The organism is Methylophilus methylotrophus DSM 46235 = ATCC 53528 (assembly GCF_000378225.1).
GTDB classification, from domain to species: Bacteria; Pseudomonadota; Gammaproteobacteria; order Burkholderiales; family Methylophilaceae; genus Methylophilus; species Methylophilus methylotrophus.
The window spans coordinates 12241-39220 of record NZ_KB905146.1 but is presented as its reverse complement, the minus strand read 5'-3'; the positions used below and the strand labels follow the sequence as shown (position 1 = coordinate 39220).

General features: G+C 50.6%; 30 protein-coding genes. 23 read left to right on the top strand and 7 right to left on the bottom strand.

Annotated features, from left to right (window positions below):
• Positions 1-5 precede the first annotated feature (5 nt).
• Positions 6-803, bottom strand: coding sequence for a transglutaminase-like domain-containing protein (locus tag F463_RS0111990; protein ID WP_018987339.1), 798 nt, complete (start codon positions 801-803; stop codon positions 6-8).
• Between the two features lie 99 nt (positions 804-902).
• Between F463_RS0111990 and F463_RS14835 the strand changes: the two genes are divergently transcribed.
• The 5 genes from F463_RS14835 to F463_RS0111975 all read left to right on the top strand — a co-directional run bounded on the left by F463_RS14835 (position 903) and on the right by F463_RS0111975 (position 2778).
• Positions 903-1046, top strand: a complete 144-nt coding sequence (locus F463_RS14835) for a PhnA domain-containing protein (protein ID WP_081620832.1) — start codon at positions 903-905, stop codon at positions 1044-1046.
• A gap of 318 nt (positions 1047-1364) precedes the next feature.
• On the top strand, positions 1365-1703 hold the full coding sequence (locus F463_RS0111985) for a zinc ribbon domain-containing protein YjdM (RefSeq protein ID WP_018987338.1): 339 nt from the start codon (positions 1365-1367) through the stop codon (positions 1701-1703).
• Between the two features lie 343 nt (positions 1704-2046).
• Positions 2047-2271: a hypothetical protein gene (locus F463_RS15315; protein ID WP_425411191.1), complete on the top strand. Its 225-nt coding sequence runs from the start codon at positions 2047-2049 to the stop codon at positions 2269-2271.
• Between the two features lie 13 nt (positions 2272-2284).
• Positions 2285-2464, top strand: coding sequence for a hypothetical protein (locus tag F463_RS0111980; protein WP_018987337.1), 180 nt, complete (start codon positions 2285-2287; stop codon positions 2462-2464).
• Between the two features lie 56 nt (positions 2465-2520).
• Complete coding sequence (locus F463_RS0111975; protein WP_018987336.1) at positions 2521-2778, top strand: hypothetical protein; 258 nt, start codon at positions 2521-2523, stop codon at positions 2776-2778.
• 56 nt (positions 2779-2834) lie between these two features.
• Here F463_RS0111975 and F463_RS0111970 read toward each other — a convergent pair whose 3' ends face one another.
• Positions 2835-3158 carry a HigA family addiction module antitoxin gene (locus F463_RS0111970; protein ID WP_245545232.1) on the bottom strand — a complete coding sequence of 108 codons (324 nt, stop codon included), beginning with the start codon at positions 3156-3158 and terminating at the stop codon, positions 2835-2837.
• Positions 3130-3333, bottom strand: coding sequence for a hypothetical protein (locus F463_RS14395; protein WP_018987334.1), 204 nt, complete (start codon positions 3331-3333; stop codon positions 3130-3132). The genes F463_RS0111970 and F463_RS14395 overlap by 29 nt, the downstream gene beginning before the upstream one ends.
• A 150-nt stretch (positions 3334-3483) precedes the next feature.
• On the opposite strand from F463_RS14395, the gene pepN reads away from it, so the two are divergent.
• Positions 3484-6090 (top strand): aminopeptidase N, encoded by a 2607-nt coding sequence (gene pepN / locus F463_RS0111960; protein WP_018987333.1) that lies wholly within the window; start codon positions 3484-3486, stop codon positions 6088-6090.
• Positions 6091-6136: 46 nt separating this feature from the next.
• On the opposite strand, the gene asd is transcribed toward pepN, so the two are convergent.
• From asd to ilvB, 4 genes are all read right to left on the bottom strand, one after another.
• Complete coding sequence (gene asd / locus F463_RS0111955; protein WP_018987332.1) at positions 6137-6985, bottom strand: archaetidylserine decarboxylase; 849 nt, start codon at positions 6983-6985, stop codon at positions 6137-6139.
• Positions 6986-7211: 226 nt separating this feature from the next.
• Entirely contained in the window at positions 7212-8228 is a 1017-nt protein-coding gene (ilvC, locus tag F463_RS0111950) for a ketol-acid reductoisomerase (RefSeq protein WP_018987331.1), read from the bottom strand.
• 52 nt (positions 8229-8280) lie between these two features.
• Positions 8281-8772, bottom strand: a complete 492-nt coding sequence (ilvN, locus tag F463_RS0111945; protein WP_018987330.1) for an acetolactate synthase small subunit — start codon at positions 8770-8772, stop codon at positions 8281-8283.
• Positions 8772-10535: a biosynthetic-type acetolactate synthase large subunit gene (gene ilvB / locus F463_RS0111940; RefSeq protein ID WP_018987329.1), complete on the bottom strand. Its 1764-nt coding sequence runs from the start codon at positions 10533-10535 to the stop codon at positions 8772-8774. The genes ilvN and ilvB overlap by 1 nt, the downstream gene beginning before the upstream one ends.
• 199 nt (positions 10536-10734) lie before the next feature.
• Between ilvB and F463_RS0111935 the strand changes: the two genes are divergently transcribed.
• The 17 genes from F463_RS0111935 to F463_RS0111855 all read left to right on the top strand — a co-directional run bounded on the left by F463_RS0111935 (position 10735) and on the right by F463_RS0111855 (position 26876).
• Entirely contained in the window at positions 10735-11043 is a 309-nt protein-coding gene (locus F463_RS0111935) for a hypothetical protein (RefSeq protein WP_018987328.1), read from the top strand.
• Between the two features lie 57 nt (positions 11044-11100).
• The gene (gene rpsD, locus F463_RS0111930; protein ID WP_018987327.1) at positions 11101-11718 is read left to right on the top strand and encodes a 30S ribosomal protein S4; all 618 of its coding nucleotides are present in this window, start codon (positions 11101-11103) and stop codon (positions 11716-11718) included.
• Positions 11719-11909: 191 nt separating this feature from the next.
• On the top strand, positions 11910-12137 hold the full coding sequence (hemP, locus tag F463_RS14390; RefSeq protein WP_018987326.1) for a hemin uptake protein HemP: 228 nt from the start codon (positions 11910-11912) through the stop codon (positions 12135-12137).
• A gap of 78 nt (positions 12138-12215) precedes the next feature.
• Positions 12216-13079 carry an energy transducer TonB gene (locus F463_RS0111920; RefSeq protein ID WP_018987325.1) on the top strand — a complete coding sequence of 288 codons (864 nt, stop codon included), beginning with the start codon at positions 12216-12218 and terminating at the stop codon, positions 13077-13079.
• A gap of 46 nt (positions 13080-13125) precedes the next feature.
• Complete coding sequence (locus F463_RS0111915; RefSeq protein ID WP_018987324.1) at positions 13126-13869, top strand: MotA/TolQ/ExbB proton channel family protein; 744 nt, start codon at positions 13126-13128, stop codon at positions 13867-13869.
• On the top strand, positions 13869-14285 hold the full coding sequence (locus F463_RS0111910; protein WP_081620831.1) for an ExbD/TolR family protein: 417 nt from the start codon (positions 13869-13871) through the stop codon (positions 14283-14285). Before F463_RS0111915 ends, F463_RS0111910 begins: the two co-directional genes overlap by 1 nt.
• A gap of 30 nt (positions 14286-14315) precedes the next feature.
• Entirely contained in the window at positions 14316-15455 is a 1140-nt protein-coding gene (locus F463_RS0111905) for a PepSY-associated TM helix domain-containing protein (protein WP_018987322.1), read from the top strand.
• Positions 15456-15496: 41 nt separating this feature from the next.
• Positions 15497-15733, top strand: a complete 237-nt coding sequence (locus F463_RS14520; RefSeq protein ID WP_245545231.1) for a hypothetical protein — start codon at positions 15497-15499, stop codon at positions 15731-15733.
• A 76-nt stretch (positions 15734-15809) separates the two neighbouring features.
• Positions 15810-16280: an azurin gene (gene azu / locus F463_RS0111895; RefSeq protein ID WP_245545230.1), complete on the top strand. Its 471-nt coding sequence runs from the start codon at positions 15810-15812 to the stop codon at positions 16278-16280.
• 311 nt (positions 16281-16591) lie between these two features.
• Positions 16592-17137: a HugZ family pyridoxamine 5'-phosphate oxidase gene (locus F463_RS0111890; protein ID WP_026295551.1), complete on the top strand. Its 546-nt coding sequence runs from the start codon at positions 16592-16594 to the stop codon at positions 17135-17137.
• A gap of 2 nt (positions 17138-17139) precedes the next feature.
• On the top strand, positions 17140-18192 hold the full coding sequence (locus F463_RS0111885; protein ID WP_018987318.1) for a ChuX/HutX family heme-like substrate-binding protein: 1053 nt from the start codon (positions 17140-17142) through the stop codon (positions 18190-18192).
• Between the two features lie 5 nt (positions 18193-18197).
• Positions 18198-19118: a heme/hemin ABC transporter substrate-binding protein gene (locus F463_RS0111880; protein WP_033413528.1), complete on the top strand. Its 921-nt coding sequence runs from the start codon at positions 18198-18200 to the stop codon at positions 19116-19118.
• Positions 19119-19153: 35 nt separating this feature from the next.
• On the top strand, positions 19154-20230 hold the full coding sequence (locus F463_RS0111875) for a FecCD family ABC transporter permease (RefSeq protein WP_018987316.1): 1077 nt from the start codon (positions 19154-19156) through the stop codon (positions 20228-20230).
• 2 nt (positions 20231-20232) lie between these two features.
• Positions 20233-21054: an ATP-binding cassette domain-containing protein gene (locus F463_RS0111870; RefSeq protein WP_018987315.1), complete on the top strand. Its 822-nt coding sequence runs from the start codon at positions 20233-20235 to the stop codon at positions 21052-21054.
• 132 nt (positions 21055-21186) lie between these two features.
• Positions 21187-23283 carry a TonB-dependent siderophore receptor gene (locus F463_RS0111865; protein ID WP_018987314.1) on the top strand — a complete coding sequence of 699 codons (2097 nt, stop codon included), beginning with the start codon at positions 21187-21189 and terminating at the stop codon, positions 23281-23283.
• Positions 23284-23353: 70 nt separating this feature from the next.
• Positions 23354-25552: a TonB-dependent receptor gene (locus F463_RS0111860; protein WP_018987313.1), complete on the top strand. Its 2199-nt coding sequence runs from the start codon at positions 23354-23356 to the stop codon at positions 25550-25552.
• A 16-nt stretch (positions 25553-25568) separates the two neighbouring features.
• Positions 25569-26876: a PepSY-associated TM helix domain-containing protein gene (locus tag F463_RS0111855; protein WP_026295549.1), complete on the top strand. Its 1308-nt coding sequence runs from the start codon at positions 25569-25571 to the stop codon at positions 26874-26876.
• Positions 26877-26980: the final 104 nt, after the last annotated feature.

Here is a 26980-nt window from a genome sequence, read left to right as displayed (position 1 = left end):
GCCTTTTAAACTGGTGCGGCAGCGAGTTGCGTGACGCGTACCTGCATTACCTCCGGGTACAACGCCGGGCCAAACTGATTAAAAATGGCAACATCCGCAGCATCGCGGCCATAGGCCACAGTAATGCGTCCGCCAACGGATTCTGACTGGCTCGGGTCAAACGTATACCATCTCCCATTCACATACGCTTCAAACCAGGCATGAAAATCCATCGGTTGTAAACCGTGCAAATAACCCACCACCATGCGTGCCGGGATGCAAAGCCCTCTGCACAAGGCAATACCCAAATGCGCCAGCTCGCGACAAACGCCTTCGCGTTGCTGATTCACCTCGACCGCCGATAGCTGAAAATGTGGAGAATCCGGATTAAAACGAATATTCTGGCGTATCCATTGCTCAATGGCGCTCACCTGATCATACCCAGGCTGTACATGCGCAACAATTTCCTTGCTGAGATCAATGAATTTGTCTGACTCGCAATAGCGCGAAGGCAATAAATAGGTCAGCACATGGGGCGGCAGATGCTGTATTTCTTCAAACGGGCCCCCTGGCGCAATATCAATGTTGTCAGCAGTCAAAACATCTGCCGAAGTGCTAATACAAAATGCACCCATAGGCGCCATTAAGCGCTGGCAAAGATTGCCATAAGTGTCGGTATATTCCTCCACTGGCACATGGGGTTTAAGCATATAAGTCTGCCTTGCGACCCATTGATGCAAGCTGTTACGCGGACGTAGCATCAAAATAAACGGTGTGGGGGTGCTGACATTAAAGCTGATATCACATTCCGTACGTAGCCACATGCGCAATCCTTAAGTGGTGCAAGCAAATCCATCCTAGACCGCTTTGCAAATGACAGGGCAAAAGTGATTGAATAACCAGATATTCAATCACCATGAAAAATTGAAAACATCCGACTTGTCACGAGTGATCAGGAGACCCACTGCAAAGTCGACGGTTTTTGTGCGATGAAACTAACCTCTGAATCTGTTAAAAAGCCTGCTGCCAGTATTAAAAAAGCGTACGGTGCGGAGGGTTTTTCATAAAAAACCTTCAAACATCCGTGTTCGATTGCTGCTTCAGTTTGTCCAGCAGGCTGTCTCTGGAGCGTTGCATCAGCAGTGCGAGTGTAGAGTCGGTAAACTGGGCACTAATATTTCTACATGCAGACCGCATTGGGCGGCTTTAATAAAGCCTGTAAACCGAGATGAGGACGCTATGTAGTGTAGCCGAAACTGATAAATAAAAAAGTCGGCGTTATGCCTACAAGATGAGTGCTCTTTGATTGGGTTAATAATAACAAGCCCTTTCAATAATAACCCTGTAAAATATACGGTTTTATTGTTTGCTCCAAGAAAGTCCTCATGTCCACATTACCTGCCTGCCCAAAATGCCAATCTGAATACACCTATGAAGATGGTGACAACTACATTTGCCCGGAATGTGCGCATGAGTGGAGCAAGGTAGCCGCAACAGATTCAGAAGAAGTGAAAGTGGTACGCGATGCCAACGGCAACGTGCTGCAAGATGGCGACACCATCACTGTGATCAAAGACCTCAAAGTGAAAGGTTCTTCGTCAGTGGTGAAAGTGGGCACTAAAGTAAAAAACATCCGCCTGGTCGATGGTGACCATGATATCGACTGCAAAATTGATGGTTTTGGTGCGATGAAGTTAAAGTCGGAGTTTGTGAAGAAGGCTTGATTCACCAAGCTGAATTTAATTAAAAGCCGCTCAACCAGAGCGGCTTTTTTCACACTTGATTCTGTTGTTTGAAAACAGCATGAAATCAGCATATGCTTGCAAAATTGCTTGAACAAGCAGGAGGTCATATGACCTGCTACAACGCCCAGCCAACGCCGCACATCTGGCCGAATCTATCGCCCAGCTTAGAGCGGGTAAAAGCCGAAATGCTCGCAGGATAGAAGACGCTTAAGCGGATCAATATGCTGATTGAAGCATCCGCCCGTGAACAGTTCACTGGTATTGCAGCCAAGAGTCACTTAAGGGGAATTTAATTGGCTTTTGGTCACGACGGATTGATGATGTGAATCGATTGGTTTATCAGGTGACGGAATCGGTTTTGCAGATTGTGGCGAGCACGTATCACTATAAACACTGTATAAACTCCGTTCTTATCTGGATTAAACCAAACCTCAACCTCAAATATTCATTCAGGTATTTTCCACTTTTCCTACACAGTTTTCAGTGCATTTCTGATACCACTATCTTTCTCAAAAACTATCATTTAAGTACTAAAAATTTAAATTAAATGAGGAGGCTGTATGTCATCGTTCGTTATATATCTCATCGGCTTTGCAATTTTAATTGGCGGGATTGCATGGGCGTTGGTGGAGGCTGGTGTACCGCATTTATACATCGCGATTGCTTCTGTGATACTCACCGGTATCGGCATATTAAAGGCAGTGTCACATACCAGAACCAAGGATATTTCCCGGAACTAAGCAGGCTCTCAGCTATTCAATCTAGCTACTGTTGATAAATTTGCGAAGTAGATGCAATGAACAATTTTAATAAAACTGATTTGAAGTTGGATGGGTTGGAGATTAATGGCCTCTATCTTGAGGATGTTTTTTCGGTGTGGGAGCATTTCGATAAAAACGCGAATAAGTACTTCACCGTTTTTATGATTAATAACTCCCGCATCACTGTGCCAGCAACTGAGGGTAATGCAGCTTTACTGTATGAGAGTGGCCATCCTGTGTCTGAATTTGTGGTGAACAATGGCGTTGTGGATGAGCTGGAAATTACGACATAGCTTCTTGTCCATAGCTAACTAGATTTGGTGAACACTTTCAAAACCCACAGAATTCTTTATTTTGTGAGTGAAAAGTCCTTCAGCGGCTTTACCTGAACACTGACCTTTTCTCTTGCTTGCCAGAGGTCATAGGCTGTTTGCTCAGCTAACCAAATATCTGCACGTCCGCCGTTCTCAACCCCCAGCCATTTTTCGAGGCGTATGGCCATTTCCGGGGAAATGGCAGCGCGACCATTTAACACTTTGGATAAGGTCGGGCGGGCTACTCCTAATTGCTCGGCGGCTTCGGTTACAGATAGGCCGAGTGCGGGCAATATATCGTCACGTGGTGTTTCACCCGGATGGGGTGGATTATGCATCTGGTTCATTTGTTTTTTCATCCGCAATGATTACCCTCTCATTAAACGAGTTAGTTTTAATACGCATTTTTCTGAATTGTGCCTCGCTAACCTCAAAAGTGTCTGGGTCTGCGGCAATTCCTGCGTTTATAAGTACCTCTTCCGCCGCATCTGGCAATTCCAATATCAGTGGGTTTTTACTAAATTGGGTTGGCATGTTTAATTATTTTTCGCATCAACCTACGAGTTAAATCAATTAATTTAACATGTGATAGGGCTATGTAGTTAAACAATTATTAAACCAATCCTACAATGCCTACTCTCAAATATAATCATTACTTAACTCTAAAAACTCTCAGGTAAATCCATGCGAACCGAAAACGCTGTTGCACCAAAAACCATCTACCTTAAAGACTACACACCAGCGCCGTATCTGGCGCAGCAGGTGAATTTGAGTTTTAACCTCTTGCCGGGCAAAACGATTGTTACCTCTGATGTGAGGTATGTGAAAAACCCGGCGGGTGCTTCTCATGATTTGGTGCTGGATGGCGAGGATCAAATCATCGTTTCCGTCGCTTTGAATGGCCAGCCGTTTGATGGCTACACCGTGGCGGATGGGCAGATGACGATAGTGAACCCGGGCGATGACTTTACATTGACTATCGTCAGCGAAATCAATCCGGAAGCGAATACGGCGCTTGAAGGCTTGTATCAGTCACAAGGCAACTATTGCACGCAGTGTGAGGCGGAAGGTTTCAGGCGCATTACTTACTACCAGGACAGGCCTGATGTGCTGAGTGTGTTTACCGTGCGCATTGAGGCGGATGCCAGGTTGTATCCGGTGTTGCTCTCAAACGGTAATTTGCAGGATAAAGGTAGTTTGCCGGATGGCAGACATTACCGCGTGTGGCATGACCCTTTCCCTAAACCTTGTTACCTGTTTGCGCTGGTGGCGGGTGATTTGGTGCGTGTGGCGGATACGTTTACGACCATGTCTGGCCGCAAGGTGGACTTGCATATTTATGTGCGTGCCGGCGATGAGAAGCAGTGCGGCCATGCCATGGAGTCACTGAAAAGGTCCATGAAGTGGGATGAGGAAGTGTATGGTCGTGAGTACCAGCTCGACTTGTTCAATATTGTGGCGGTGAGTGATTTTAATATGGGCGCGATGGAAAACACCTCGCTCAATATTTTCAACACGGCGCTGGTGCTGGCGCATCAGGAAACCGCGACCGACAGCGATTTTATGAGTGTGGAAGGCGTGATCGGCCATGAGTATTTCCATAACTGGACAGGTAACCGCGTGACTTGCCGTGACTGGTTTCAGCTCTCACTCAAAGAGGGTTTTACCGTGTTCCGCGACCAAGAGTTTAGTGCGGATATGAATTCGCGTGCGGTACAGCGCATTGACGATGTGAACGGTTTGCGCCGTTTGCAGTTTCCTGAAGATGGCAGCCCGCTGGCACATTCGGTGCAGCCTGACCAGTTTATCGAGATCAGTAACTTTTACACTAAAACCATTTACGACAAGGGTGCTGAGTTAATCCGCATGCAGCATACGTTGCTGGGCGCGGAGACTTTCCGCAAAGCGACAGATTTGTACTTTAAGCGCTATGACGGTCATGCCGTGACTTGCGATGATTTTGTGCAATGTATGGCGGATGCGTCTGGCCGTGATATGTCGCAGTTCTTCCGCTGGTATAAACAGGCGGGCACACCAACCTTGCAAGTCAGCAGCCAATATGATGCAGCGCAGAAAAGTTATACGCTGACATTCAGGCAGTCACAACCGGATACGCCTGGGCAGACTGACAAGCTGCCGTTGCATATCCCGGTAGCGCTTGGTTTGCTGGATGCGCAAGGCAAGGAAATTTTGCCGACCCGCGTGCTGGAAGTCACCGCACGTGAGCAAACATTCACTTTCGTTGATTTGCCTGGCAAGCCTGTGCCTTCTATCCTGCGTGGGTTTTCGGCACCTGTGAAGCTGGAAACCGATTTAAGCGACGATGATTTGCGCTTGTTGCAAGTGCATGACACCGATGGCTTTAATAAATGGGAAGCGGGCCAGACATTGGGGCTGCGGACTATCCAGCGTGTGATGGCGGACCCGCAAGCCGATATCAGCCAGTTTATTGGCGATGTGGGTATTCTGATTGCGCAGGGCCTGAACGCGCAGGGCGACAAGGCGCTGCTGGCGCGCGCACTGGCATTGCCGATGATAGGCGTGATTGGCCAGTATCTGCCCGAGATAGATCCGGCTGCGATTGATGCAGCGCGTACCAGCATCCTGACGCAGATTAAACGCGCTCATAAAGATGCGCTGGCGGCGTTGTATGACGCAAACCGCAATACCGGCACATTCTCGGTCACACCCGAGGCCATGGGCCGCCGTGCATTGCAAAATGCCGTGCTGGAAATCCTCACCGTGACCAATGGCACCGGTTGCGCTGCCCGTGCAAAAGCGCATTACGATGCAGCCGATAATATGACCGACCGCGTGGCGGCGCTGGCTTGCCTGGCAGATAGTAGCCAACCGCAACGCGCCGAAGTGTTTGCGGATTTTTACCAGGCATTTGAAAACTACCCGCTGGTGGTGGATAAATGGTTCTCGCTGCAAGCGATTGCCAACCGCGAGCAGATTTTTGATGACCTGACCATGTTGCGCAAACATCCGGATTTCAATATCAAGAATCCTAACCGTGTGCGCTCGCTGTATAGCGCATTTGCCATTAACAACCCAGTCAAGTTCCACGACCCTAGTGGCAAAGGCTATGCTTTCCTGCGTGATGCGATTATTGAGCTCAATACCATTAACCCGCAGATTGCCGCGCGTATGGTCACACCATTGCGTGAGTGGAAGCGCTATACGCCTGCGTTACAGGCGCAGATGAAAGCAGCGCTGGAAGCGATTCTGGCAACGCCTAATCTCTCTGGCGATGTGTTTGAGGTGGTGAGCAAGAGTTTGAATGGATAATAAAAAAGCGGAGTTTAAGCTCCGCTTTTTTAATGGTTTACTCGCACTATTTCCCCATGGCTTCGCCCAGGCGTATCGGTTTGCCTGGGTGCCAGCTGGCATTAAACTCCAGCACGTCTTTTTCGAATAACATCACCACGGTAGAACCTAACAGGAAACGACCCATTTCTTCGCCTTGTTTCAAGGTGATGTTTTGGTCGCTGTAATCCCAATGGACCACTTTGCCCGGACGTGGCGGGTTGATAATGTGGTCTTTGGTATCGTGCCAAACGGTAGCCATGCTGCCGACAATCGTCGCACCGACCAAAACCAGCACAAACTTGCCATGCTGGACGGATTCAAACGTACAGACTACGCGCTCGTTACGCGCAAACAAGCCGGGCACATTGGCGGCTGTGAGTGGGTTCACTGAGAATAAATCCCCAGGTACATAGGTCATGCTCAGCAACTTGCCATCGCATGGCATATGGATGCGGTGATAGTCTTTCGGGCTTAGATACAGGCAGGCAAAGCTGCCACTGTCAAAATTAGCCGCCAAGTTTGCATCGCCACCGACTAACGCCTGCGCCGTGTAATGATGGCCTTTGGCCTGGAAGATCTGACCTTGTTCGATTTTGCCGAACTGGCTGATACAGCCATCCACTGGGCACACGAAAGCATTGTCTGCCAATGGCCTGACGCCGGGTTTTAAAGGGCGGGTGAAAAACTCGTTAAAGCTGCGATAACTACCTATGTCGCCATTGACTGCTTCCTCCATATTCACATGGTATCTGCGCACAAACCAGCCGATAAAAGCGGTGGTCAGGCGGCCCGCTTGCCAGTGGGCCAGTTTCCCAGCGGCGGCAGTCACTAATTGTTTCGGTGCGATGTATTGCAGCAGAATCGAGAGTTTCAATTCCTATATCCTTTTCTGGTCTGGCCCTTTGTCATGGCCTGGTCATCACTCACGCAGATGGGAGTAACGTCTTATAAATTCAATGATTTAGTGATAAAAAAAGCACAGGCGATATTACATCGGCCTGTGCTTTTTGCCTATGGTAGATTTAATGAGTTTTAAACGTTACCGGTCAGCTTGATCAATTTTCTAAAATTAATTTTTAGATTGATCCTTTAGACGTCGATCAGTTTTTAGACTGATCTACTAATTTGTTTTTCGCGATCCAAGGCATCATGGCGCGCAGTTTATTACCCACTTGCTCGATTGGGTGAGCAGCGTTCAAACGACGGCGTGCAGTCATTTCTGGGTAGTTAGTACGGCCTTCCAGGATGAACTGTTTAGCGTAGTTACCGTTCTGGATGTTAGCCAGGCACTGACGCATGGCTTCTTTAGACTGGCTGTTGATCACTTGTGGGCCTGTCACGTATTCACCGTACTCCGCGTTGTTGGAGATGGAGTAGTTCATGTTGGCGATACCGCCTTCGTACATCAGGTCAACGATCAGTTTCAGTTCGTGCAAGCACTCGAAGTAGGCCATTTCTGGCGCGTAACCAGCTTCAACCAGCGTTTCAAAACCGGCTTTTACCAGTTCAACCGCGCCACCGCACAGCACTGCCTGTTCGCCGAACAAGTCAGTTTCTGTTTCTTCACGGAAGTCAGTTTCAATCACGCCACCTTTGGTGCCGCCGTTAGCTGCCGCGTAAGACAAGGCGATGTCTTTGGCTTTGCCGGATGTGTTTTGGTACACAGCGATCAATGAAGGAACGCCGCCACCTTTGAGGTATTCGGAACGCACAGTGTGGCCTGGGCCTTTAGGCGCGATCATGATCACGTCCAGGTCAGCGCGTGGCACGATCTGGTTGTAATGGATGTTGAAGCCGTGTGCGAATGCCAATGCTGCACCTTTTTTCAGGTTAGGCGCGATTTCTGCATTGAAGATTTCTGCCATGGTTTCATCTGGCAGCAATACCATCACTACATCAGCTTCTTTCACTGCTGCTGCGATCTCTAAAGTGGTGTGGCCAGCGCCTTCAGCTTTGGCCCAGGAGCCGCCGCCTTTACGCAAACCGATAGTGACGTTAACGCCGCTGTCGCGCAGGTTAGCTGCGTGCGCATGACCTTGGGAACCATAACCCACGATAGTTACTTTTTTGCCCTTGATAATGCTTAAGTCGGCGTCCTTGTCGTAATAAACGTTCATCTCTGCTTTTGCCTTTCAATACAAATGCTTTTGTCTGTAAAAATAATGTCGATTAAACCTTGAGGATGCGGTCGCCACGACCAATGCCGGACGCTCCGGTGCGCACGGTTTCAAGAATCGCGCTGCGGTCTATGGCTTCAATAAATGCATCCAGTTTGCTGCAAGAGCCGGTAAGCTCAATGGTGTAGCTATTGTCGGCCACATCGATAATACGGCCGCGGAAAATGTCGCACATACGCTTCATTTCGTCTTTGTGGACGCCGGTGGCTTTCACCTTAACCAGCATCAGTTCGCGCTCAATGTGCTTGCCATCGTTGAGGTCCAGCACCTTGACCACGTCAATCAACTTGTTGAGTTGCTTGATAATTTGTTCAATCACATCATCGGAGCCCGTGGTCACAATCGTCATGCGAGACAGGGTGGGGTCTTCGGTGACCGCGACCGTGAGTGATTCAATGTTGTAACCGCGCGCAGAAAACAGGCCCGCCACGCGTGACAGCGCGCCTGCTTCGTTTTCCATCAGTAGCGAGATGATATGACGCATTATTCTTCCCCTTTCAGGCGGCTGGCCGTGCTTGGGCTCAATACCATTTCTGACAAGCCCTTGCCGTTTTCAACCATAGGGAAGACGTTTTCTGTTTGGTCGGTTAAAAAGTCCATAAATACAAATTTGTCTTTTCTATCAAACGCTTCTTTGAGGGCGCCTTCTACATCTGCCGGGTTGGTAATGCGCATGCCGACGTGACCATACGATTCAGCCAGTTTGACGAAGTCCGGCAGGCTGTCCATGTACGACTCGGAGTAACGGTTCTCGTAGAAGAACTCCTGCCACTGACGCACCATGCCCAAGTAGCGGTTGTTCAACAGAATGACCTTGATCGGCAGGCCATATTGCGCACAGGTGGATAGCTCCTGAATGTTCATCTGGATACTGCCTTCACCGGTAATACAGGCGACTTGCGCATGTTTGTCTGCAAACTGACAGCCCATGGCGTATGGCAAGCCAACGCCCATGGTGCCCAGGCCGCCAGAGTTGATCCAGCGACGTGGTTTGTCGAATTTGTAGTATTGCGCGGCCCACATCTGGTGCTGGCCCACGTCTGAGGTCACATAGGCTTCGCCTTTGGTGACTTCCCACAGTTTCTGCACCACGTATTGCGGTTTGATGACGCTGTCTGAGTAGGTGTAATCCAGGGACTGGATGCCACGCCATTCATTAATCTGTGACCACCAGTCAGCGGTATCCGTCGATTGGTTTTCTTCCTGCGCCAGGATTTCATTCATGTCCGCCAGCACGGACTGTACGTCGCCCACGATAGGCACGTCGACCTTCACGCGTTTGGAGATGCTTGAGGGGTCGACATCAATATGAATGATGGTACGTTTCTGGCCGCCAAAATGTTTGGGATTGCCAATCACTCGGTCATCAAAGCGCGCGCCCACCGCCAGCAACACATCACAGTGTTGCATGGCCATGTTGGCTTCATAAGTGCCGTGCATGCCCAACATGCCGACAAACTGTTTGTCCGTGGCTGGATAACCACCCAACCCCATCAAGGTATTGGTCACCGGGAAATTGAGTGCTTTTGCCAGCTTGACCAGTTCAGCGGCGCCATTACCCAATACCAGGCCACCGCCGGTGTAGATCATCGGACGTTTAGCGCCCAGCAGCAGCTTGACCGCTTTCTTGATCTGGCCACTGTGGCCTTTGAGAATCGGATTGTAAGAACGCATCTCTACCGTTTTCGGGTAGATGAAGTCAGCCACGTGTGCCGTGATATCTTTAGGAATATCTACAACTACCGGACCTGGACGGCCTGTCTTGGCAATAAAGAACGCTTTCTTGATCGTTGGCGCAATGTCTTTGACATGCTTGACCAAGAAATTATGTTTTACGCAAGGGCGGGTGACGCCAACCATGTCCACTTCCTGGAACGCATCGAGGCCAATGGCTGGAACCGGCACCTGGCCGCTAATGACCACCAGTGGAATCGAATCCATATAGGCAGTGGCAATGCCGGTTACCGCATTGGTCGCACCTGGGCCGCTGGTGACCAAGGCAACACCGACATCACCAGTTGCACGTGAATAGGCGTCGGCTGCATGCACGGCTGCCTGTTCGTGGCGCACCAGAATATGTTTGAAACCATTCTGCTTATAGAGCGCGTCGTAAATGTGCAAGACCGCGCCACCTGGATAGCCAAAGACGAATTTGACTTTTTCCTCATTCAGGCAAGAGACAACAATGTCCGCACCTGTCATGGATTTGGCGTGGGTGTCTGTGGCGGAGTGGGCAGAAGCGTCCATAAAACCTTGATTTTTTGGCTAATTAATGTTGAACCCTATACATTAACTTGCTTTGCTAATTTGGTCAAGATTGTTGCCTGTGTGCGAAGCGGTTTGCTGCGATCTGCAAAAGAGTTGCGGCAAGTTACAAACAAAGGTTGACATCCTAAATGAGAAACATTATCATTTCCATAAACGATTGAACGAAAGTCATCCCGCAATGCAGATTGATTACGCAGCTGAAGCCAATGGTTTTTTTGATCCGGACTTGCCCACTGCCAGCGCCGTGCTGGTTTCGCTGAGTTGCGTGGCAACGCGTTACGCCGCGAATCCTTCTGAAGACCTGGCTTTATTGGGTTGCAGTCTGGCGCAGACACTCACTGCGCCAGAGTATGCGGAAAGTGGCTTGATCAAGTCTGCTGCCAAGCAGCTGTTGCAAGAGTGGCAGGCATTGTTGCAGGCGCATCAGGAATTTGCCATGCAGCAGGCGGTGACTGATTTTGTGGCGCAGTCTTCCACGTTGCAGTAGCCGCTGAGATGTATCAATAGAGCAATTTAAAGATAAACAACGAAAGGTAATAGATTCATGGCACGTACCACAGGACCCAGGCTCAAGATTATGCGCGCATTGGGCGTAGAGTTGCCCGGCTTGTCCCGCAAATCGATTGAAAACCGTCCTAACCCGCCAGGTCAGCACGGTCAACAGGCATCACGCCGCCGCCGTTCAGACTTTGCTGTCAAACTGGTGGAAAAGCAAAAGATTCGCTTTAACTACGGCGTGAGTGAAAAGCAAATGCGCCGTTTAATCCTCGAAGCACGTAAAGGCACCGAGCCTACTGGCGAAAAGTTGATGTCATTGCTGGAGCGGCGCCTGGATAACGTGGTGTTTCGTGCCGGTTTTGCCCCTACAGGGATTGCTGCACGCCAGTTGGTGAATCATGGCCACGTATTGCTCAATGGTAAGTCAGCCAACATTGCGTCTATTCGTTTGCAAGTGGGCGATGTGGTTAGCGTAAAAGAGAAAAGCCGCAAGATCCCTATGGTAATGGATGCGATGGCGACGCCTAGCCTGACAATTCCAGAGTGGTTGTCGGTTGAAGCGGCCTCTGCAAGCGCAAAAATTGGGCATTTGCCTTCTATTGAAGATGTGCCGTTCCCGATTGATGTGCAGCAGGTGGTTGAATATTACTCCAACCGTGTTTAATTTTAGCTGGCCAGGCTCTGAATCGGGTTTGGCTGGTAAAGCATTTGAGCAATGCTCCTAACCCCAACATGTCATTGCTCAAATAGGCGTGATTGTTCATGCGCCAAATCATCCCTGGTAAGGGTGTTCCTTGAAATCTGATGCCGCATTGCTCGCGCAAGTAAGTCGGCCTTTTTTTAGAATGGATTCAAATGACTAACCGCTTGCAATCATCACTGGATGAGGTGAAAAATGCGACCGGCGTTTCGTTTCAGTGGATGCCTACGATAGACGCTCAAGAGTTGTTGGGTGACGCAGGCGTGCTGGCGATTGTGCATGGTGGCGAGACTTATCAGTTGACGCGCACCAAGCAAAACAAATTACTTTTGACCAAGTGCCAGGCGTTGGTAACGACAGGACTGGCTCAGCAAAATCAATAGAGGTTTTTGCGTGAAATGTGTGTGTAATGATGGCAACCCTGGCGTTGCCTTTTGTGATTTTATCAGGGGAGTGCGCTAATGCTGCAACGTGAGTCTTTGCATGGGTTGTCGTTAAAGCCTCAGCGTGCGCTCGCCTCTCGTGTACCTGAGTTGAGTTTGCATCGTCGTCAGCTCGGAGAGTTGGCCGGGATTTTTCGTTGGTCGGTGTTGGCCACCGAAGACTGGTTGTCCCGCGATAGCCGTCAGGGCTGGCATGGGCTGGGTATGCTGGCTGTGGTGGCATTGCATGCTGCGGTCATTGCCTGGTTGTTGATGCATGAAGAACCCGTCATTGTTGAGCCCAAGCCTGAGCCGATGACGGTTTCGCTGATTACGCTGCCCGCCAAGAAAGAAGAGGCGCCTGCACCGGAAGTGGTGCCGATTATCAAAAAGCAGCCAGTGGTTAAACCGGTGATCAAGCCTAAAGAAACGCCTAAGCCTGTAGAGCGGCCTGCGCCGGTGGTGGAGCGTATTGTAGAAACCACGCCAGAGCAACCAAAATTTGAAGCCAGCACGCAGCCATCCGCGCCACCGTTGGAAGCGCCTGTCGCTAGTGCGCCTAGCAAACCAGCGCCGCCAGCAGCACCTCCCAAGCAGGAGGTAGTGGAAGAGAAAGTCGAGCCCCCAAAATTTGGTGTTGCTTACCTGAATAATCCGCCGCCAGAGTATCCGCGTTTGTCACAGCGTGCCGGTGAAGAGGGTAGGGTGCTGATGAAGGTGCTAGTGTCCGCTGAAGGTCGGCCAGAAACGGTAGACGTGATTAGTAGCAGTGGTTTTGAGCGCCTGGACAAGGCAGCCGTCAATGCGGTCAAGCAATGGCGTTTTGAGCCTGCGCGCAAGGGTGGAAAAGCGTTGAGTGCCTATGTGAATGTACCGTTGTCATTCTCGCTGACGCAGAATTAGGCAAGTTTGAAATAGTGAGCAAGTTTTCAGTGAAAGGGAATTTTTAATGCAATCAACAAGTGGTTTGGCTTTTATCACCGAAGGTGGTGTGGTTTCGGTGTTGGTGGCACTGATCTTACTGACGATGTCGGTACTGAGTTGGTACTTTATTCTTGTGAAGTCCTGGCAGGTGTTCAAGCGCAAGCGTGATGTGTCTGCTTATGTACGCCAATTCTGGCGTAAGGCCACCTTGCAAGAAGCGCTACAGGAAGCACAATTGCAATCACCGGCATTCCGCCTGGCACTGACTGCGGTGGAGTCTACCCAGCATCATCAGCAATACGCCAGCCAGTCACTGGCTGCGGCCTGCAGTCAGGATGAGTTTATCGCGCGCCAGTTGCGTCGTACGCTGTCACAAGAGCAGGCTGTACTCGAAAGCGGTTTGTCTGTGCTGGCCTCCGTAGGCAGTGTGGCGCCTTTCGTGGGCTTGTTCGGTACGGTATGGGGCATTTACCATGCGCTGACTGCCATTGGCCAATCTGGTGTGGCAACCATTGATAAGGTCGCTGGCCCGGTTGGTGAAGCCCTGATCATGACGGCCATTGGTCTGGCTGTGGCGATTCCTGCCGTGCTGGCATATAACGCGTTTATAAAGGCCAACCGCGGCATCATGGCGGAACTTGAGAGTTTTGCACAGGATCTGCATACCCTGCTGACCACCGGTGCACCACTGGTGATCAAGGCGGGTAACAAACCCGCAAACGTGACAGAACTGCACGCCAAAGTAGCCAGCAAAGGTGGCAATGTATGATGGGCCAAAATCCATTCAGTGCGGCTGAGCACACGCAACCCATGAGTGAAATCAACACCACACCGCTGGTTGACGTCATGCTGGTGTTGCTGGTGATTTTTATCATCACGGCGCCACTGCTGACGCATGCGGTCAAGATTGATTTGCCGCAAGCCACCTCACAACCACTGGAGGAAAAACCGGAAGTGATTGACCTGGCCGTGGATGCCGAGGGCAAGATTTTCTGGAATGACAGCGAAATCCAGGTGGCCGACCTCGCGACACGTATGTCAGACGAGGCTGTCAAGCAACAGCAGCCAGAATTGCAAATCCGCGCTGACAAAAATACGCGTTACCAGGTACTGGCAGAGGTGCTGGCTAAAGCGCAAACCGCTGGCATGAAAAAAGTTGGCTTCGTGAGCCAGCCGCAACCGTAAGTCATCAAGCAATTGCCATAGGTTTTATTCATGCTGTCTCATTCCTCTATCCGTCGCTGGGCCTGGGTGCATAAATGGTCCAGCCTGGTGTGCACGGTGTTCATGTTGTTGCTGTGCCTCACGGGTTTACCGCTGATTTTTCATCATGAAATTGGTGACTGGCTGGACGATCATATCGCGACTCCTGAGATCGCACATCAGGGGCCGATGGCCAGTATGGATGCGGTACTGGCAGCTGCCAAAGCCAGGCAGCCCGGCATGGTGCCGTTGTATATGTACCGCGAGGAGGATGAGCCGCTGCAGTGGGTCGTCAGATTGGCGAAAACCACGATGGCAGATAGCGGTTTCAAACATGTGGTGGTGGATGCGCGCACAGCGCAAGTACTAGGCGAGCCACCCAGTGAGCAAGGCTTTATGTATGTGATGTTCAAGTTGCACGTGGATCTGTTCGCCGGTTTGCCTGGCATGTTGTTCCTGGGCTTGATGGGATTCTTGCTGGTCATCGCCATCATTTCAGGCGTGGTGCTTTATGCGCCTTTTATGCGCAAGCTGCCTTTTGGCGAAGTTCGACATGAGCGAGGTGAAAAGCTCAAGCGTCTGGATATTCATAACTTGCTCGGTATTGTGACGCTCAGCTGGTTTTTCGTCGTCGGTGCCACCGGTGTCATCAACGCCTGGTCAGACCTGCTGGTGAAGTACTGGCAATTTGACCAGATGTCGCAAATGATCGCGCCTTACAAAAACCTGCCGCCTCCTAGACATTTTGCTTCACTGCAAGAATCACTGGATGTGGCCCAGAAAACCGAACCCGAGATGCAACTTGGTTTCATCGCCTTTCCCGGTACGGCTTATACCAGCAAGCATCACTACGGTATTTTCATGCGTGGCGATACGCCACTCACCAAGCGCTTGTTCAAGCCCGTGCTGGTCGATGCACAACATGCCACACTGACCGATAGCCGCCCGTTGCCATGGTACCTGGTGGCGTTGCTGGTTTCACAGCCACTCCATTTTGGTGACTATGGCGGCACCACACTCAAATGGATATGGGCCGTGCTGGATATATTGAGCATTATTGTACTGTGGACAGGACTTAAATTATGGTGGCGCAAGCGTCATCAATATGTGCCTGATGTGAATACGCGCATCTTGCTGAGAGAGGCGTATTGATCAATTTCAACGGGCGAACAAATCATGGTGACGCACCTTTTATGCAAGCGAAAACATTACAACAAATTTTTTTATGGCCTACGGTGATTGCAGTCCTTTCCTGTATCGGACTGATTGCAGCCTTGCTCTATGATGACGTGCGCGAACTGGTGTCGGATACTGCGGTGGCATTGCCGATATTGATTGCCGGGTATCATTATTGGCTCAAGCCAGCCGCACAACGCAAAAGCGGGTCCGTGATCAAGAAAAAATACCGCGAGCAAAACGCCACAAGATAGTTTTAACCCCAGCCAGCCAACGAGCTTCTCTCCAGTAGCCAGCCAATTTTTCAATATGGATGCAATGGAGAACATCATGCGATTTACAATGAAGCAATGCGCGCAATTACTGGTTACTATGGGAGCGGCATGTTTGCTGCAACAGCAGGCGCAAGCCGCTGCAAGTTGCGATGTGACTGTGGAAGCCACCGATGCAATGACTTTTAATACCAAAGAAATTGCTATTCCTAAAAGCTGCAAGTCCTTTACCATCAACCTGAAACATACCGGCACCATGAGCAAAAACATCATGGGCCATAACCTGGTTGTGAGCAAACAGGCAGATGAACAGGGTGTGTTGCAGGATGGCAGCAAAGCCGGCGTCAGCAAGTCATTTGTCAAACCGCAGGACGCCCGTGTAGTGGCTGCGACCACTGTGATTGGCGGTGGTGAGAGTGCAAGCACTTCATTTAATCCATCGCAATTGGATGCCGCGGGTAGCTACGTCTTTTTCTGTTCCTTTCCAGGACATGCATCAATGATGAAGGGTACCCTCAAACTCATCTAAGCCTCACCGTCACCAGAGCACAAGCAGGATAACAGCGAACACTTGTTACGCCCTTTTATCCTGCGGTGCCACTGATTTTTAGTGTGCTTAAATCTGGGGATATCACCAGGCCAGTCTGCCTGCCTGTTCGAGCGGGCAGACTGGCCTGATGTTGTTTTCTGACTCACCAAGGCCTGATTGATACGAGAAAAATAATATTAAGAACGCGGTAAAGTGTCATTTTGTAAATGAAAACGATTATCATGTAGAATATCAATTAATAAATAACTTCATCTTACATGGGTGAGGTGTTTAACCTGGAGAATAATGATATGAACGAGGAGAAGTTGCAATCTATTGGGGCGGAAGCCATGGCATTCAAAAGCCAGTTTCAGTCGCTCCAACTGGCTACCACCAATACACAAGGCTTGCCTGAAGCCAGTTATGCTGCCTATGTGGAGCATGACCATCAATTTTATATTTATGTCAGCGAGCTGGCCACGCATTGTGCCAATCTGCGCGATACCGGACGGTGTTCCTTGATGTTTATCGAAGCTGAGAAAGATGCAGCCCATCTCTTTGCAAGAAAGCGACTGGTGTTTCAATGTGCTGCGCAGGAAGTAAACCGGGACAGTGCCAAGTTCGAAACCATCATGATTTTATTTTTTGAAAAATTTGGCAAGTTTATGGATGTGATCAGCAAACTGACTGACTTCCACTTGATGGAGTTAACACCTGCTCAGGGCAGCTATGTATCCGGTTTTGCCAAAGCCTATCATTTGAATGGGCAAGACCTGATGCAGATCACCCACAGGAATGACCAGGGGCATACGGCACCTGATAAAGCGACTCAGCAGAAACTGGATCAGCTGGCATAAACATGAATCTGCCTCTAAAGAATCCGCTGTTAGCAGAGATCAGGCGGCAGTTCGAATTGGAGCGCCAGGCAGGTCGCGCCCGCCATCGAGAGATCGCCGAAAAGCTGCATATCTCTGAAGGCGAGTTGATTGCGGCAAACATAGGCGCACCTGCTGATGGGTTGATGCGGGTGACGCGTTTGCGGCCAGAGTGGCATGGGCTGCTGGTGGCTTTTGCTTCCCTCAAGCACGTCATGGCGCTCACGCGTAATGCCGCATGCGTGCATGAAAAAGAGGGCGTTTACGAGTTGGTGACTGCGCAGGATAACGTCATCACCGTAGGCGGGGAGCAGATCGATTTGCAGTGCCATCTTGAACATTGGCAGCATGGATTTGCTGTCGCAGAGTCTGGTGAAAAGGGCGTGCAGCGCAGTCTGCAGTTTTATGACAAGGCGGGGGTGGCGGTACACAAAGTGTTTTTGTGTCCGCAAAGTGACATTGCGGCTTACCTGGCCCTGGTTGCGCAGTTTTCTGATGAAAATCAGCTGCCTGGAATCGCTGTGCTGCCCCCTGTTACTATCGCGGTTGTTCAAGATTTCCCATCTTTTTTAATGGCCTGGGACAGGGTGCACGATGCCCGTGATTTATATACCTTGCTTGCGCAATGCGAAGGGGCCTGCTTGTCCTATGTGCAACAGCTGGCTGCGGAAACGGCAAGGCAAGTGCCTGTGCATGCCGCGAGAGCGCTACTGGAAACTGCCGCTAACGAAGCCATTGCGCCTTTGATTTTGACCGGAAACGCGGGGGCGACACAGGCGCACAGTGGACCGGTGGATAAAGTTGTTGTCATGGGGCCATGGCTGAATGTACTGGACCCAGGGTTTAATTTGCATTTGCGCGAAGATCATATTGCGTCTGCCTGGATGGTTGTGCAATCCGGCTTGCATGGCATGTTTTCAGCGCTGGTGTTATTGGACGGGGCTGGCGCACTCATCGCTTTGTTTGCATCTGCCAATGTGGCTGGAGAATCTGAAAACGCCTGGGCCGACTTGATTGACCGTTTACCTAAGGTTTAATCCGTATGTCTCACGTATTTAACAATCCCAAAGAGGGCATGCCGCACGCACGTCGTATTTTTTTAAGTCAGCTGGGGGCCGCGGTGGCAGCGGTGTGTTTACCGCAACTTGCCCTTGGCAATGAAGCAGGCAAAAAAACGGCACGCCGCATTGTAAGCGTCGGTGGTGGACTCACGGAAATTATTTATGCCCTGGGCGCTGAAAAAGAACTGGTGGGGGTAGATACCACATCGCTCTATCCGGAGGCAGCGACAAAGTTGCCCAGTGTAGGCTATGCCAGGGCGCTCTCCAGCGAAGGCATTCTGGCTTTGAGCCCAACACTGGTGCTTGCCACGGAGGACGCAGGCCCCCCGGCAGTCCTGCGGCAGGTAGGCACGGCAGGCGTGCCCGTGTCTATATTGTCTGCCAACGACAAATTTGAAGGGGTGATAGAGCGCATTCAGCATGTAGGGAGCCTGATAGAACGAGCGGCACAGGCCAGCCAGTTGGAGTCGCAGTTAAGGCAAGACTGGCAGCGTGCACGTGCGCCTATCCTCGCACGCAAAACATCTGCACCACGAGTGTTGTTTATTTTGTCGCATAGTCCGGCGCAAATCATGGTCGGTGGGAGAAAAACCAGTGCCGACGCCATGATTGCCTATGCAGGTGCGCGCAATGCCGTGGACGGCTTTGACGGCTTTAAACCATTAACCCCAGAAGCCGTGATTGCTGCACAGCCAGACATTGTACTGTTCACCGAGCAGGGCATGGGTGTGGTCGGCGGGGTTGATGGTGCATTGAAATTACCTGGCCTGGCGCAGACGCCAGCCGGGCAAAAACGCCGTATTGTGGCATTGGAAGCCATGTTTATGCTGGGGTTTGGCCCGCGCTTGCCGCAAGCCTTGTCAGCACTGGATCAGTTACTCACCAAGGCCATGCAAGGCTAGCAGCCCAGCCACGTTTCTCGGCAGGGTAGGTAGATATGACATCATTCATCTCGCAGTCATCACGTACAACCAGCACCGTCTGGGGATTGCCACAATGGTTTGCCAGCAAGCCTGCATGGCTACTATCGCTGATACTGATAGCAGGCGTATGGGCTGCGGCCACCATGGGGGCAGTGCCCGTCACCTGGCAGGATTGGCTGGCCGTGCTGAAAAATAGTGATGAGCCGCTATCGGGTGGGGCGTATGTCTTGTGGCATTTGCGCCTGCCGCGCATTTTGTTTGCAGTATTGATTGGTGCGGCATTGGCGCTGTCAGGTGCGCTGGCACAAGGCCTGTTCCGCAACCCGCTGGCCGACCCCGGATTGCTCGGCGTGACCAGTGGCGCCGCCTGTGCGGCCGCCCTCACCATCGTGCTGCTTGCCAGCAGTGGCATAGAAGTCCCGGCTGCTTTACGTTACTGGCTGTTGCCAGCGACTGCTTTTTGTGGCGCGGTCACTGTCTGCTTTATTCTCGATAGCGTCGCGCGCTGGCTCACGGCGGACTCTATTGCCGGCTTGTTACTCACCGGCATCGCACTCAATGCACTGGCTGCTGCCGTGATAGGCTTATGTACCTACCTGGCGACGGACGAACAATTGCGGACTTTGTCGTTCTGGACACTGGGATCACTGGCTGGTGCCAATTGGGCATTGGCTGGTGTGTTGCTGATCACACTCGTGCTGGCATTGTGGGCACTACGCCAGCTCACACATGCCATGAATGCCCTGGCCCTGGGCGAAGCGGCTGCCGCACATGTCGGCGTGAATGTGCGTGCACTGCGCATGCGTGTGATTATGCTGGTCGCAGTACTGTGCGGTTTCGCGGTTGCGTGGTGCGGCATGATAGGGTTTATTGGCTTGGTGGCGCCGCACATCGTGCGTCTGCTGGTAGGGCCGGACCAACGCCGTTTGGCACCCCTGGCCATGCTGGTGGGGGCTATTTTGCTGCTACTGGCAGATACTGCTGCCAGGACGGTGGCGATTCCTGCCGAAATCCCGGTGGGTATTTTTACTGCCTTGCTGGGTGCGCCATTTTTCCTAGTATTGCTGGCCAGAATGCGTAAAGGTGTTTAATCATGACTGCCTTGCATGCCACTTCCGGACTGCTGGCGCTTGACCATGTCACAGTAATGCTCGGCAAACGTCAATTTGGTCCTTTCACGCTCTCTATCCGGCCCGGTGAACAGGTAGCGATTCTGGGGCCGAGTGGGGCCGGTAAATCTACCTTGCTCAAACTGCTGGCCCGTGAGCTAAACCCCGCGACCGGGCAAGCACATTTTGATCAACGTCTTCTGACTGATTGGTCGCTGGCTGAGTTGAGCCGCCGCCGGGCGATTTTGCCGCAATCACATGAGGTGGCCTTCGGGTTGCCTGTCGATTTGGTCATTGGTCTCGGGCGCGTTGCACGTGCGCATGACCCGTATTTAAACAGTATTGTGCAACAGGCCGCTGCGCACGCCTGTGCAGCGCATCTGCTTGAACGGCGTTTTGACACCTTGTCTGGCGGTGAAAAAGCCCGCGTGCAAATGGCCCGAGTCTTTGCCCAGCTGTGGGATGTGGAGCAGGGGCTGCTGCTGGTAGATGAACCATTGGCCGCGCTGGACCCAGGCTTGCAGTTTGAACTCATGGACGCCATTTGTAGCTTTGCCTCCAAGCGAGGCCACTCGATTCTGGCAATCCTGCATGATATTAACCAGGCACTGCAAGGCTTTGAGCGATTGATATTGATCAAGCATGGTACGTTGGTAGGGGACTATCAAACGTCACATGTCACGCTTCCTTTACTGGAAGCACTGTACGAGGTAAGGCTAGCTAGCGCCATGACTGAGGAAGGCGAAATGATTGTTGCGCCCAGCTTGAAGCAACAAATGCTATCCAATTCATGTCTTGATTATTAAGACGTAATTCCTATCCTCTACCCACATTGGCTTGAAATTTCAAATGATAATTGTTATCATTCAATACTTTTATTGCAAGCCAACGAGCCATGACTCCTGTAGCCAGCAACAGCTATTTACTGGAGCTTTTGTATGTACTCGTTTCGTATTCCTGCGATACCGCTGGCGTTGATGCTGGCTTTCCCATCCGTGTCTATCGCCGCGGAACAATCCGCTAAAACTGAAACAGATACCTTGCCGGAGGTTTCTGTCAGTGCTAAGAAAAATAGCAAGAAAGATAAATTTATCACGCAAGACCGTGCGACATCTGTGGGTAAAAGCCCTGTCTCGGTTCAAGATATGCCGCAGTCTGTCACTGTGGTGGATGTTGACCAGGCGCGTGAAATGGGTGCCCTCAATATCCAGGATGCGCTAACTTATAGTGCCGGTGTCTATGCAGGCAACTTTGGTTTTGATACACGCATTGATTCCTCATCTGTGCGTGGATTGAATCCATCCATGTTTTTGGATGGCCTGCGTAGCCTTTACGGCTCATATAACAATACCCGCACGGATATTTACACGCTTGAGCGTATTGAGGTCTTGAAGGGTCCTTCTTCTTCATTGTTTGGACAGTCCGACCTTGGGGGAATTATCAATGCAGTGACCAAGCGGCCCAAAAAAGAAGCATCGCGCGAGATCAATGTGCAGTATGGTATGTATGACCGCAAACAGATTGGCATTGATTTTACCGGACCCATTACCGAAGATGGGGAATGGTTATATCGCCTGGTAGCCTTAAAACGTGATAGCGGTACCCAGGTTGATCATGTGAATGATGACTCATTAGTGTTTATGCCATCAGTGACCTGGCAGCCCAGTGACAAAACCAGTATTACCATGCAGTACGTGCATCAAGAAGTGGATAGTACGGTTTCAGCCCAATTCTTGCCAACTTTTGGCACGCTACTGCCGGGATCGCAGGGCAAGATATCCAGTAGCACATTTGTCGGTGAGCCTGGCTGGGATCGCTACAATACAAAAAAAGACGAAGTATCTCTTTTTGTTGATCAAGCGCTGACCAGCAATATCAAATTGGTTGCCAATTTGCGCAAATCAAACACCAACAGCATCACACGTGAGCACTGGACTGCTATAGGAGGTACTCCTGACGCAACCGGTTTTATAGGTCGAACCATTCACGCAGCAGATCGTAGCACTAATGTGTTTTCAAGCGATGTCAGGTTGCAGGGAAATTTTATCTTGGGACCAACCACTCACCTGGTTTCATTGGGGATGGATTATCAGGATGCCTTGTGGACTGAAAGCAACTACACCTCTAGGGCTTCAGCTTTTGGTATCAATGTCTATAACCCTGTCTATGGCAACGTGGACTATGCCGCATTGAGAGGGGAAGAGCGTGACAACAACAAAATCGTACAAACCGGTTTTTACCTGACAGAACATATGGAGTGGGGGCCGTGGGTGATCTCCGGTGCACTTCGCCGGGATCATGCAACAAACACCCTGTTACGTTTTAACGATGCACTGGCGGATGTCGATTCCCGTAATTCTGCAACGACTGGCCGCTTGGGTCTGATGTACCGGTTTGAAAACGGGATATCTCCTTATGTGAACTACTCAGAGGCCTTTGTCCCCAACCTTGGCACTGATGGTGCTGGCGGCGTGTTGAAACCCACCGAAGGTGAACAGCGTGAAGCCGGGGTTAAATTCCTTTCGCCTGACAACAATACCTCTATGGCTTTTGCCTGGTTTGAAATCGAACAGCAGAATCGTGTGCTACAGGGCAATACTCCCGGTGGTCTGCAACAGGCGGGTGCACTCAGCCGAGGGTGGGAGCTGGAGGCCAAACATCGCATAGGTGATTTGGAGTTGCTTGGAAATTACACTCATATGAATGCCTTTAATGATACGACCAAAGTTCGCTTGCCATATGTAGCTGAAAAGCTTGCCTCTGCCTGGGCGCAATATCGTATCAATGATCATTGGCGGATTGGCGCAGGTGCACGTCATATCGGCAACAATGTGGGTAGCGGTGGTACGCCGGTGGTAGATGCCGTGACTTTGTTTGATGCCATGGTTGGCTACTCCTATGGCCCTTGGGATCTCCGTGCAACTGTTCGAAATATCGCTGATAAGGAGTTTGTCTCCTGGTGTCGTGGTGGTACCAACGATTGTGGCTTTGGCGAGCGACAAAACGCCGTACTTTCCGCTAATTACAAGTTCTAGTATTTTTACTTAATTACAAGCCAGGTAACTTTTTCAGTTGTCCTGGCTTTTTCCCTTCTAAGGATTTGTGATGAAATTCAATCCCAGAAAGCTAACACTTGCTTTGCTCTATCACTTTTCGTTGAGCCATGCGTTCGCAGAGGATCTGCAAAAAGCTGATTCCCAGATTGAAACCTTGGATGAGATCAAGGTGAATGCATCAGCTGATGCTAACGCCAAAGGCTTGATGAAACCTTTTGCAGGCGGCCAGGTTGCAAAAGGTGGACGTGTTGGGGTGCTTGGCAACAAGGATGCCATGGATACACCCTTCTCGATCAATGCCTATACCAATGAGTTAATCCAGAATCAGCAGGCAAGAAGTGTCGGCGATGTGCTATTGAATGATCCTTCGGTACGTGTGGCGCGCGGGTTTGGTAACTTTCAGGAATCATACTTTATTCGCGGCTACATTTTGAACTCGGACAGTGTGGCTTATAACGGTTTATACGGCATTCTGCCACGACAGTATATTGCTGCCGAACTGTTTGAGCGCGTCGAAGTTCTGCGTGGGGCATCAGCATTTTTAAATGGCGCAAGCCCAAATGGTGATGGCATTGGTGGTTCTATTTCATTATTGCCCAAGCGTGCCCCCAATGACCCATTAAATCTTGTTTCAGCAGGGTGGAGCTCAGGTAATCAGCAGTTCTTCTCGGCGGATGTGGCCAGACGGTTTGGTCCAGATGACCGTGCGGGTGTTAGGTTGAATGTTTCCAGGCGTGATGGCGGCACTGCAATTGATAAGGAGGATGCCGAGCTTGACCTGGTCTCTGTGGCGTTTGACTGGCGTGGAGATGACGTACGTTTGTCTGCTGATGCAGGTTATCAGGATAACAAGCTTAAGCAAACAAGAACCAACGTGACCCTGAGTGCGACAAGTGCGAATATCACCGCTGTACCAGATGCGCCTTCCAGCGATAAAAACTGGGCACAGCCATGGTCATATTCCAATGAGCGTGATGTGTTCGGCACCATACGTGGCGAATGGGATATTAATCGTAAAGTGACCGCTTTTGCGGCATTGGGTGCGCGACATACGCATGAGGCAAACTCACTTGCCAATCTCACGCTGACAAACTCCATGACAGGGGCGGGTACTCAAACCAGATTTGATAACATTAGAGAAGAGTCAGTGCTCACCGGTGAGGCCGGCTTGAAAGGCGTGTTCCAAACTGGTTCGGTCGAACATGACTGGGTACTTTCTACCACCAGCTATTCCACATTGCGAAAGATAGATTTTGCTTTTCAAAATACATTGAATACCAATCTTTATAACCCTGTTTATTATGCGCAACCTGCATTCACAGGTGCAAATGCTGCTCCCTTTGATCTCTATGTGAGTTATGAGGCAAACCTGCAAAGTACGGCAATTGGCGATACGCTCTCATTCTTTGATAAAAAATTATTGGTGACTGCAGGCCTGCGGCACCAGAATTTAAAATATCTGAATAAAGGCGCAACCGGGCTTGTCACCAGTCAATATGACGAAACCAAAGTCAGTCCGATCTTTGGCGTGGTGGTCAAGCCGTGGGATGGCGTTTCTTTATATGCCAATTACATTGAAGCTCTGGCACAAGGTGACACTGCTCCAGCGACCGCAAACGGATTACCCGTAGCAAATGCAGGGCAGGTGCTTGCCCCGTTTGTCTCTAAACAAAAAGAGGTCGGTGCCAAATTTGATTTTGGCAAGGTAAGACTCACAACGGCCTATTTCACTACAGAGAAACCACGAGGTATCACAAATGCAGCCCAGCAGTTTACAAACTCTGGGAGCGAGGATCACCAGGGCATAGAATTGATGACCTACGGTGAAGTGATGCCAGGTCTGCGCGTACTTGGTGGACTGACCTGGTTGCATACTGAGCAGAAAGACACCAACAATGCTGCTACAGAAGGTAAGCAGACGATTGGCGTGCCTGATAAGCAAGCGAATTTCGGTGTTGAGTGGGATGTCATTGGACTGTCTGGACTGACGCTGGATGCACGCGTGATTTCTACAGACAGTATGTACGCTAATGCAAGCAACTCACTTCAGGTTCCAGGCTGGACACGCTTTGACCTTGGTGCAAGATACGTCACAGACATCAAAGGTAAACTGCTCACTGTACGTGGTCGGATTGATAACGTGGCAGATCGGGATTACTGGGCCTCCAGCGGCGGATTTCCGAATAATGGCTATCTGGTCATGGGTGCCCCTCGCACTGTTACAATCAGTGCCCAGCTCGATTTTTAATATGAGGTAAATTGATTTGCGTTCGTCCTTATTATTGGTGCATCGTTGGTTGGGCTTGGCTAGTGCTTTATTTCTATTGCTCACGGGTCTCACTGGTGCCATCATTTCCTGGGATCACGAGCTGGATGATCTACTGAATCCAGCCTGGATGCATAGCGAATCCGGTGGCGCGCATCAATCGACGTTGGTGCTTGCAAAACAGGTAGCAGAACGCTATCCAGAAGTCCAGGTGAGCTCGATTCCGCTCCATGTTGAAGAGGGACATACGCTGGCCATTGGCGTTAGGCCATTACCCAATCCACCGGATGGTATGCAACCTGTCAAGTTTAATCAGGTGTTTATCGACCCTGTCACCGGCGAGGAGCTTGGAAAGCGCGAATGGGGAGCCGTTTGGCCTATAGATCGCACCAATGCCGTTTCTTTCCTCTACAAGCTGCACTACAGTTTGCATTTGCCAGAAATGTGGGGAATAGATCGCTGGGGAATCTGGCTGATGGGTGGCGTGGCAATCATTTGGCTGATTGATAGCTTTGTCGGTTTTTACCTGACATTTCCCAAGTCCACCAGAAGAACACAAACAAAGTTGCATAAAGCGCCATCCATACAGGCGAGTAATCAGGCCACATTTTGGCAGCGTTGGTGGCCAGCATGGAAAATGCGTTGGAACAGCAGCCAGCACAAACGCTATTTTGATATGCATCGTGCCTTTGGTTTGTGGACTTGGATATTGCTGATTATACTGGCATTTTCAGCTTTTGCCCTGAATCTGCGTCGCGAGGTGTTTATGCCGGTCATGCAATCTGCATTTACGCTGACGCCCACACCATCCGATTTGCGTCCACGCTTACCTGTGCCGCAACAATTGCCACCAAAAATGGCCTATGAGCAGATTCTCAATGTGGCTGTGGAGGATGCGCGTGCCCAAGGCTGGCAGGAGCCTGCCGGGCGCATCTCATACAGCGCGGCTTATCAGCTGTTTAATGTGGACTTTTATTACCCGGATGCCGATCATGGGGTGGCTGGCGCAGGCCATAAGCGTTTATATTACGATGGACTGGATGGACATTACGTCGGTAGACGTATTCCTTGGCAAGGCACCTTAGGAGATGTGGTCGTGCAGGCACAGTTCCCATTGCATTCAGGGCGCATTCTAGGTATGCCCGGACGAATCCTGATCTCTGTGATGGGCTTGGTGGTCGCAATGCTGTCAGTGACTGGTGTATATCTGTGGCTAAAAAAGCGCAGAGCCCGTAAGGTATCTTTCACTATTCTTCAGCAACAGGGCACTGCTCATGATCGCCTAGTAGAGCGCAGCTTCAATTAAGTGAGATGTTAATCAGGGCTGCGAGCTTGCCAGGGCTTGTCTTGAAAAACTAAATGGAATTACATTTTAAATCGCTCAATGTAAAGCCACTTTAGTCCTACAAG

Bases quoted from the DNA above. Each gene is read 5' to 3' on its own strand.
- F463_RS0111975 (WP_018987336.1), top strand. From the start codon at position 2,521: ATGAACAATTTTAATAAAACTGATTTGAAGTTGGATGGGTTGGAGATT.
- F463_RS0111915 (WP_018987324.1), top strand. From the start codon at position 13,126: ATGCAATCAACAAGTGGTTTGGCTTTTATCACCGAAGGTGGTGTGGTT.
- F463_RS0111905 (WP_018987322.1), top strand. From the start codon at position 14,316: ATGCTGTCTCATTCCTCTATCCGTCGCTGGGCCTGGGTGCATAAATGG.
- F463_RS0111865 (WP_018987314.1), top strand. From the start codon at position 21,187: ATGTACTCGTTTCGTATTCCTGCGATACCGCTGGCGTTGATGCTGGCT.
- F463_RS0111935 (WP_018987328.1), top strand. From the start codon at position 10,735: ATGCAGATTGATTACGCAGCTGAAGCCAATGGTTTTTTTGATCCGGAC.
- F463_RS0111985 (WP_018987338.1), top strand. From the start codon at position 1,365: ATGTCCACATTACCTGCCTGCCCAAAATGCCAATCTGAATACACCTAT.
- F463_RS0111880 (WP_033413528.1), top strand. From the start codon at position 18,198: ATGTCTCACGTATTTAACAATCCCAAAGAGGGCATGCCGCACGCACGT.
- pepN (WP_018987333.1), top strand. From the start codon at position 3,484: ATGCGAACCGAAAACGCTGTTGCACCAAAAACCATCTACCTTAAAGAC.
- F463_RS0111885 (WP_018987318.1), top strand. From the start codon at position 17,140: ATGAATCTGCCTCTAAAGAATCCGCTGTTAGCAGAGATCAGGCGGCAG.
- F463_RS0111920 (WP_018987325.1), top strand. From the start codon at position 12,216: ATGCTGCAACGTGAGTCTTTGCATGGGTTGTCGTTAAAGCCTCAGCGT.
- F463_RS0111870 (WP_018987315.1), top strand. From the start codon at position 20,233: ATGACTGCCTTGCATGCCACTTCCGGACTGCTGGCGCTTGACCATGTC.
- ilvB (WP_018987329.1), bottom strand. From the start codon at position 10,535: ATGGACGCTTCTGCCCACTCCGCCACAGACACCCACGCCAAATCCATG.
- F463_RS0111875 (WP_018987316.1), top strand. From the start codon at position 19,154: ATGACATCATTCATCTCGCAGTCATCACGTACAACCAGCACCGTCTGG.
- F463_RS0111990 (WP_018987339.1), bottom strand. From the start codon at position 803: ATGTGGCTACGTACGGAATGTGATATCAGCTTTAATGTCAGCACCCCC.
- F463_RS0111970 (WP_245545232.1), bottom strand. From the start codon at position 3,158: ATGAAAAAACAAATGAACCAGATGCATAATCCACCCCATCCGGGTGAA.
- ilvN (WP_018987330.1), bottom strand. From the start codon at position 8,772: ATGCGTCATATCATCTCGCTACTGATGGAAAACGAAGCAGGCGCGCTG.
- ilvC (WP_018987331.1), bottom strand. From the start codon at position 8,228: ATGAACGTTTATTACGACAAGGACGCCGACTTAAGCATTATCAAGGGC.
- F463_RS14520 (WP_245545231.1), top strand. From the start codon at position 15,497: ATGCAAGCGAAAACATTACAACAAATTTTTTTATGGCCTACGGTGATT.
- F463_RS0111860 (WP_018987313.1), top strand. From the start codon at position 23,354: ATGAAATTCAATCCCAGAAAGCTAACACTTGCTTTGCTCTATCACTTT.
- rpsD (WP_018987327.1), top strand. From the start codon at position 11,101: ATGGCACGTACCACAGGACCCAGGCTCAAGATTATGCGCGCATTGGGC.
- F463_RS0111980 (WP_018987337.1), top strand. From the start codon at position 2,285: ATGTCATCGTTCGTTATATATCTCATCGGCTTTGCAATTTTAATTGGC.
- F463_RS0111890 (WP_026295551.1), top strand. From the start codon at position 16,592: ATGAACGAGGAGAAGTTGCAATCTATTGGGGCGGAAGCCATGGCATTC.
- hemP (WP_018987326.1), top strand. From the start codon at position 11,910: ATGACTAACCGCTTGCAATCATCACTGGATGAGGTGAAAAATGCGACC.
- azu (WP_245545230.1), top strand. From the start codon at position 15,810: ATGCGATTTACAATGAAGCAATGCGCGCAATTACTGGTTACTATGGGA.
- F463_RS0111910 (WP_081620831.1), top strand. From the start codon at position 13,869: ATGGGCCAAAATCCATTCAGTGCGGCTGAGCACACGCAACCCATGAGT.
- F463_RS14395 (WP_018987334.1), bottom strand. From the start codon at position 3,333: ATGCCAACCCAATTTAGTAAAAACCCACTGATATTGGAATTGCCAGAT.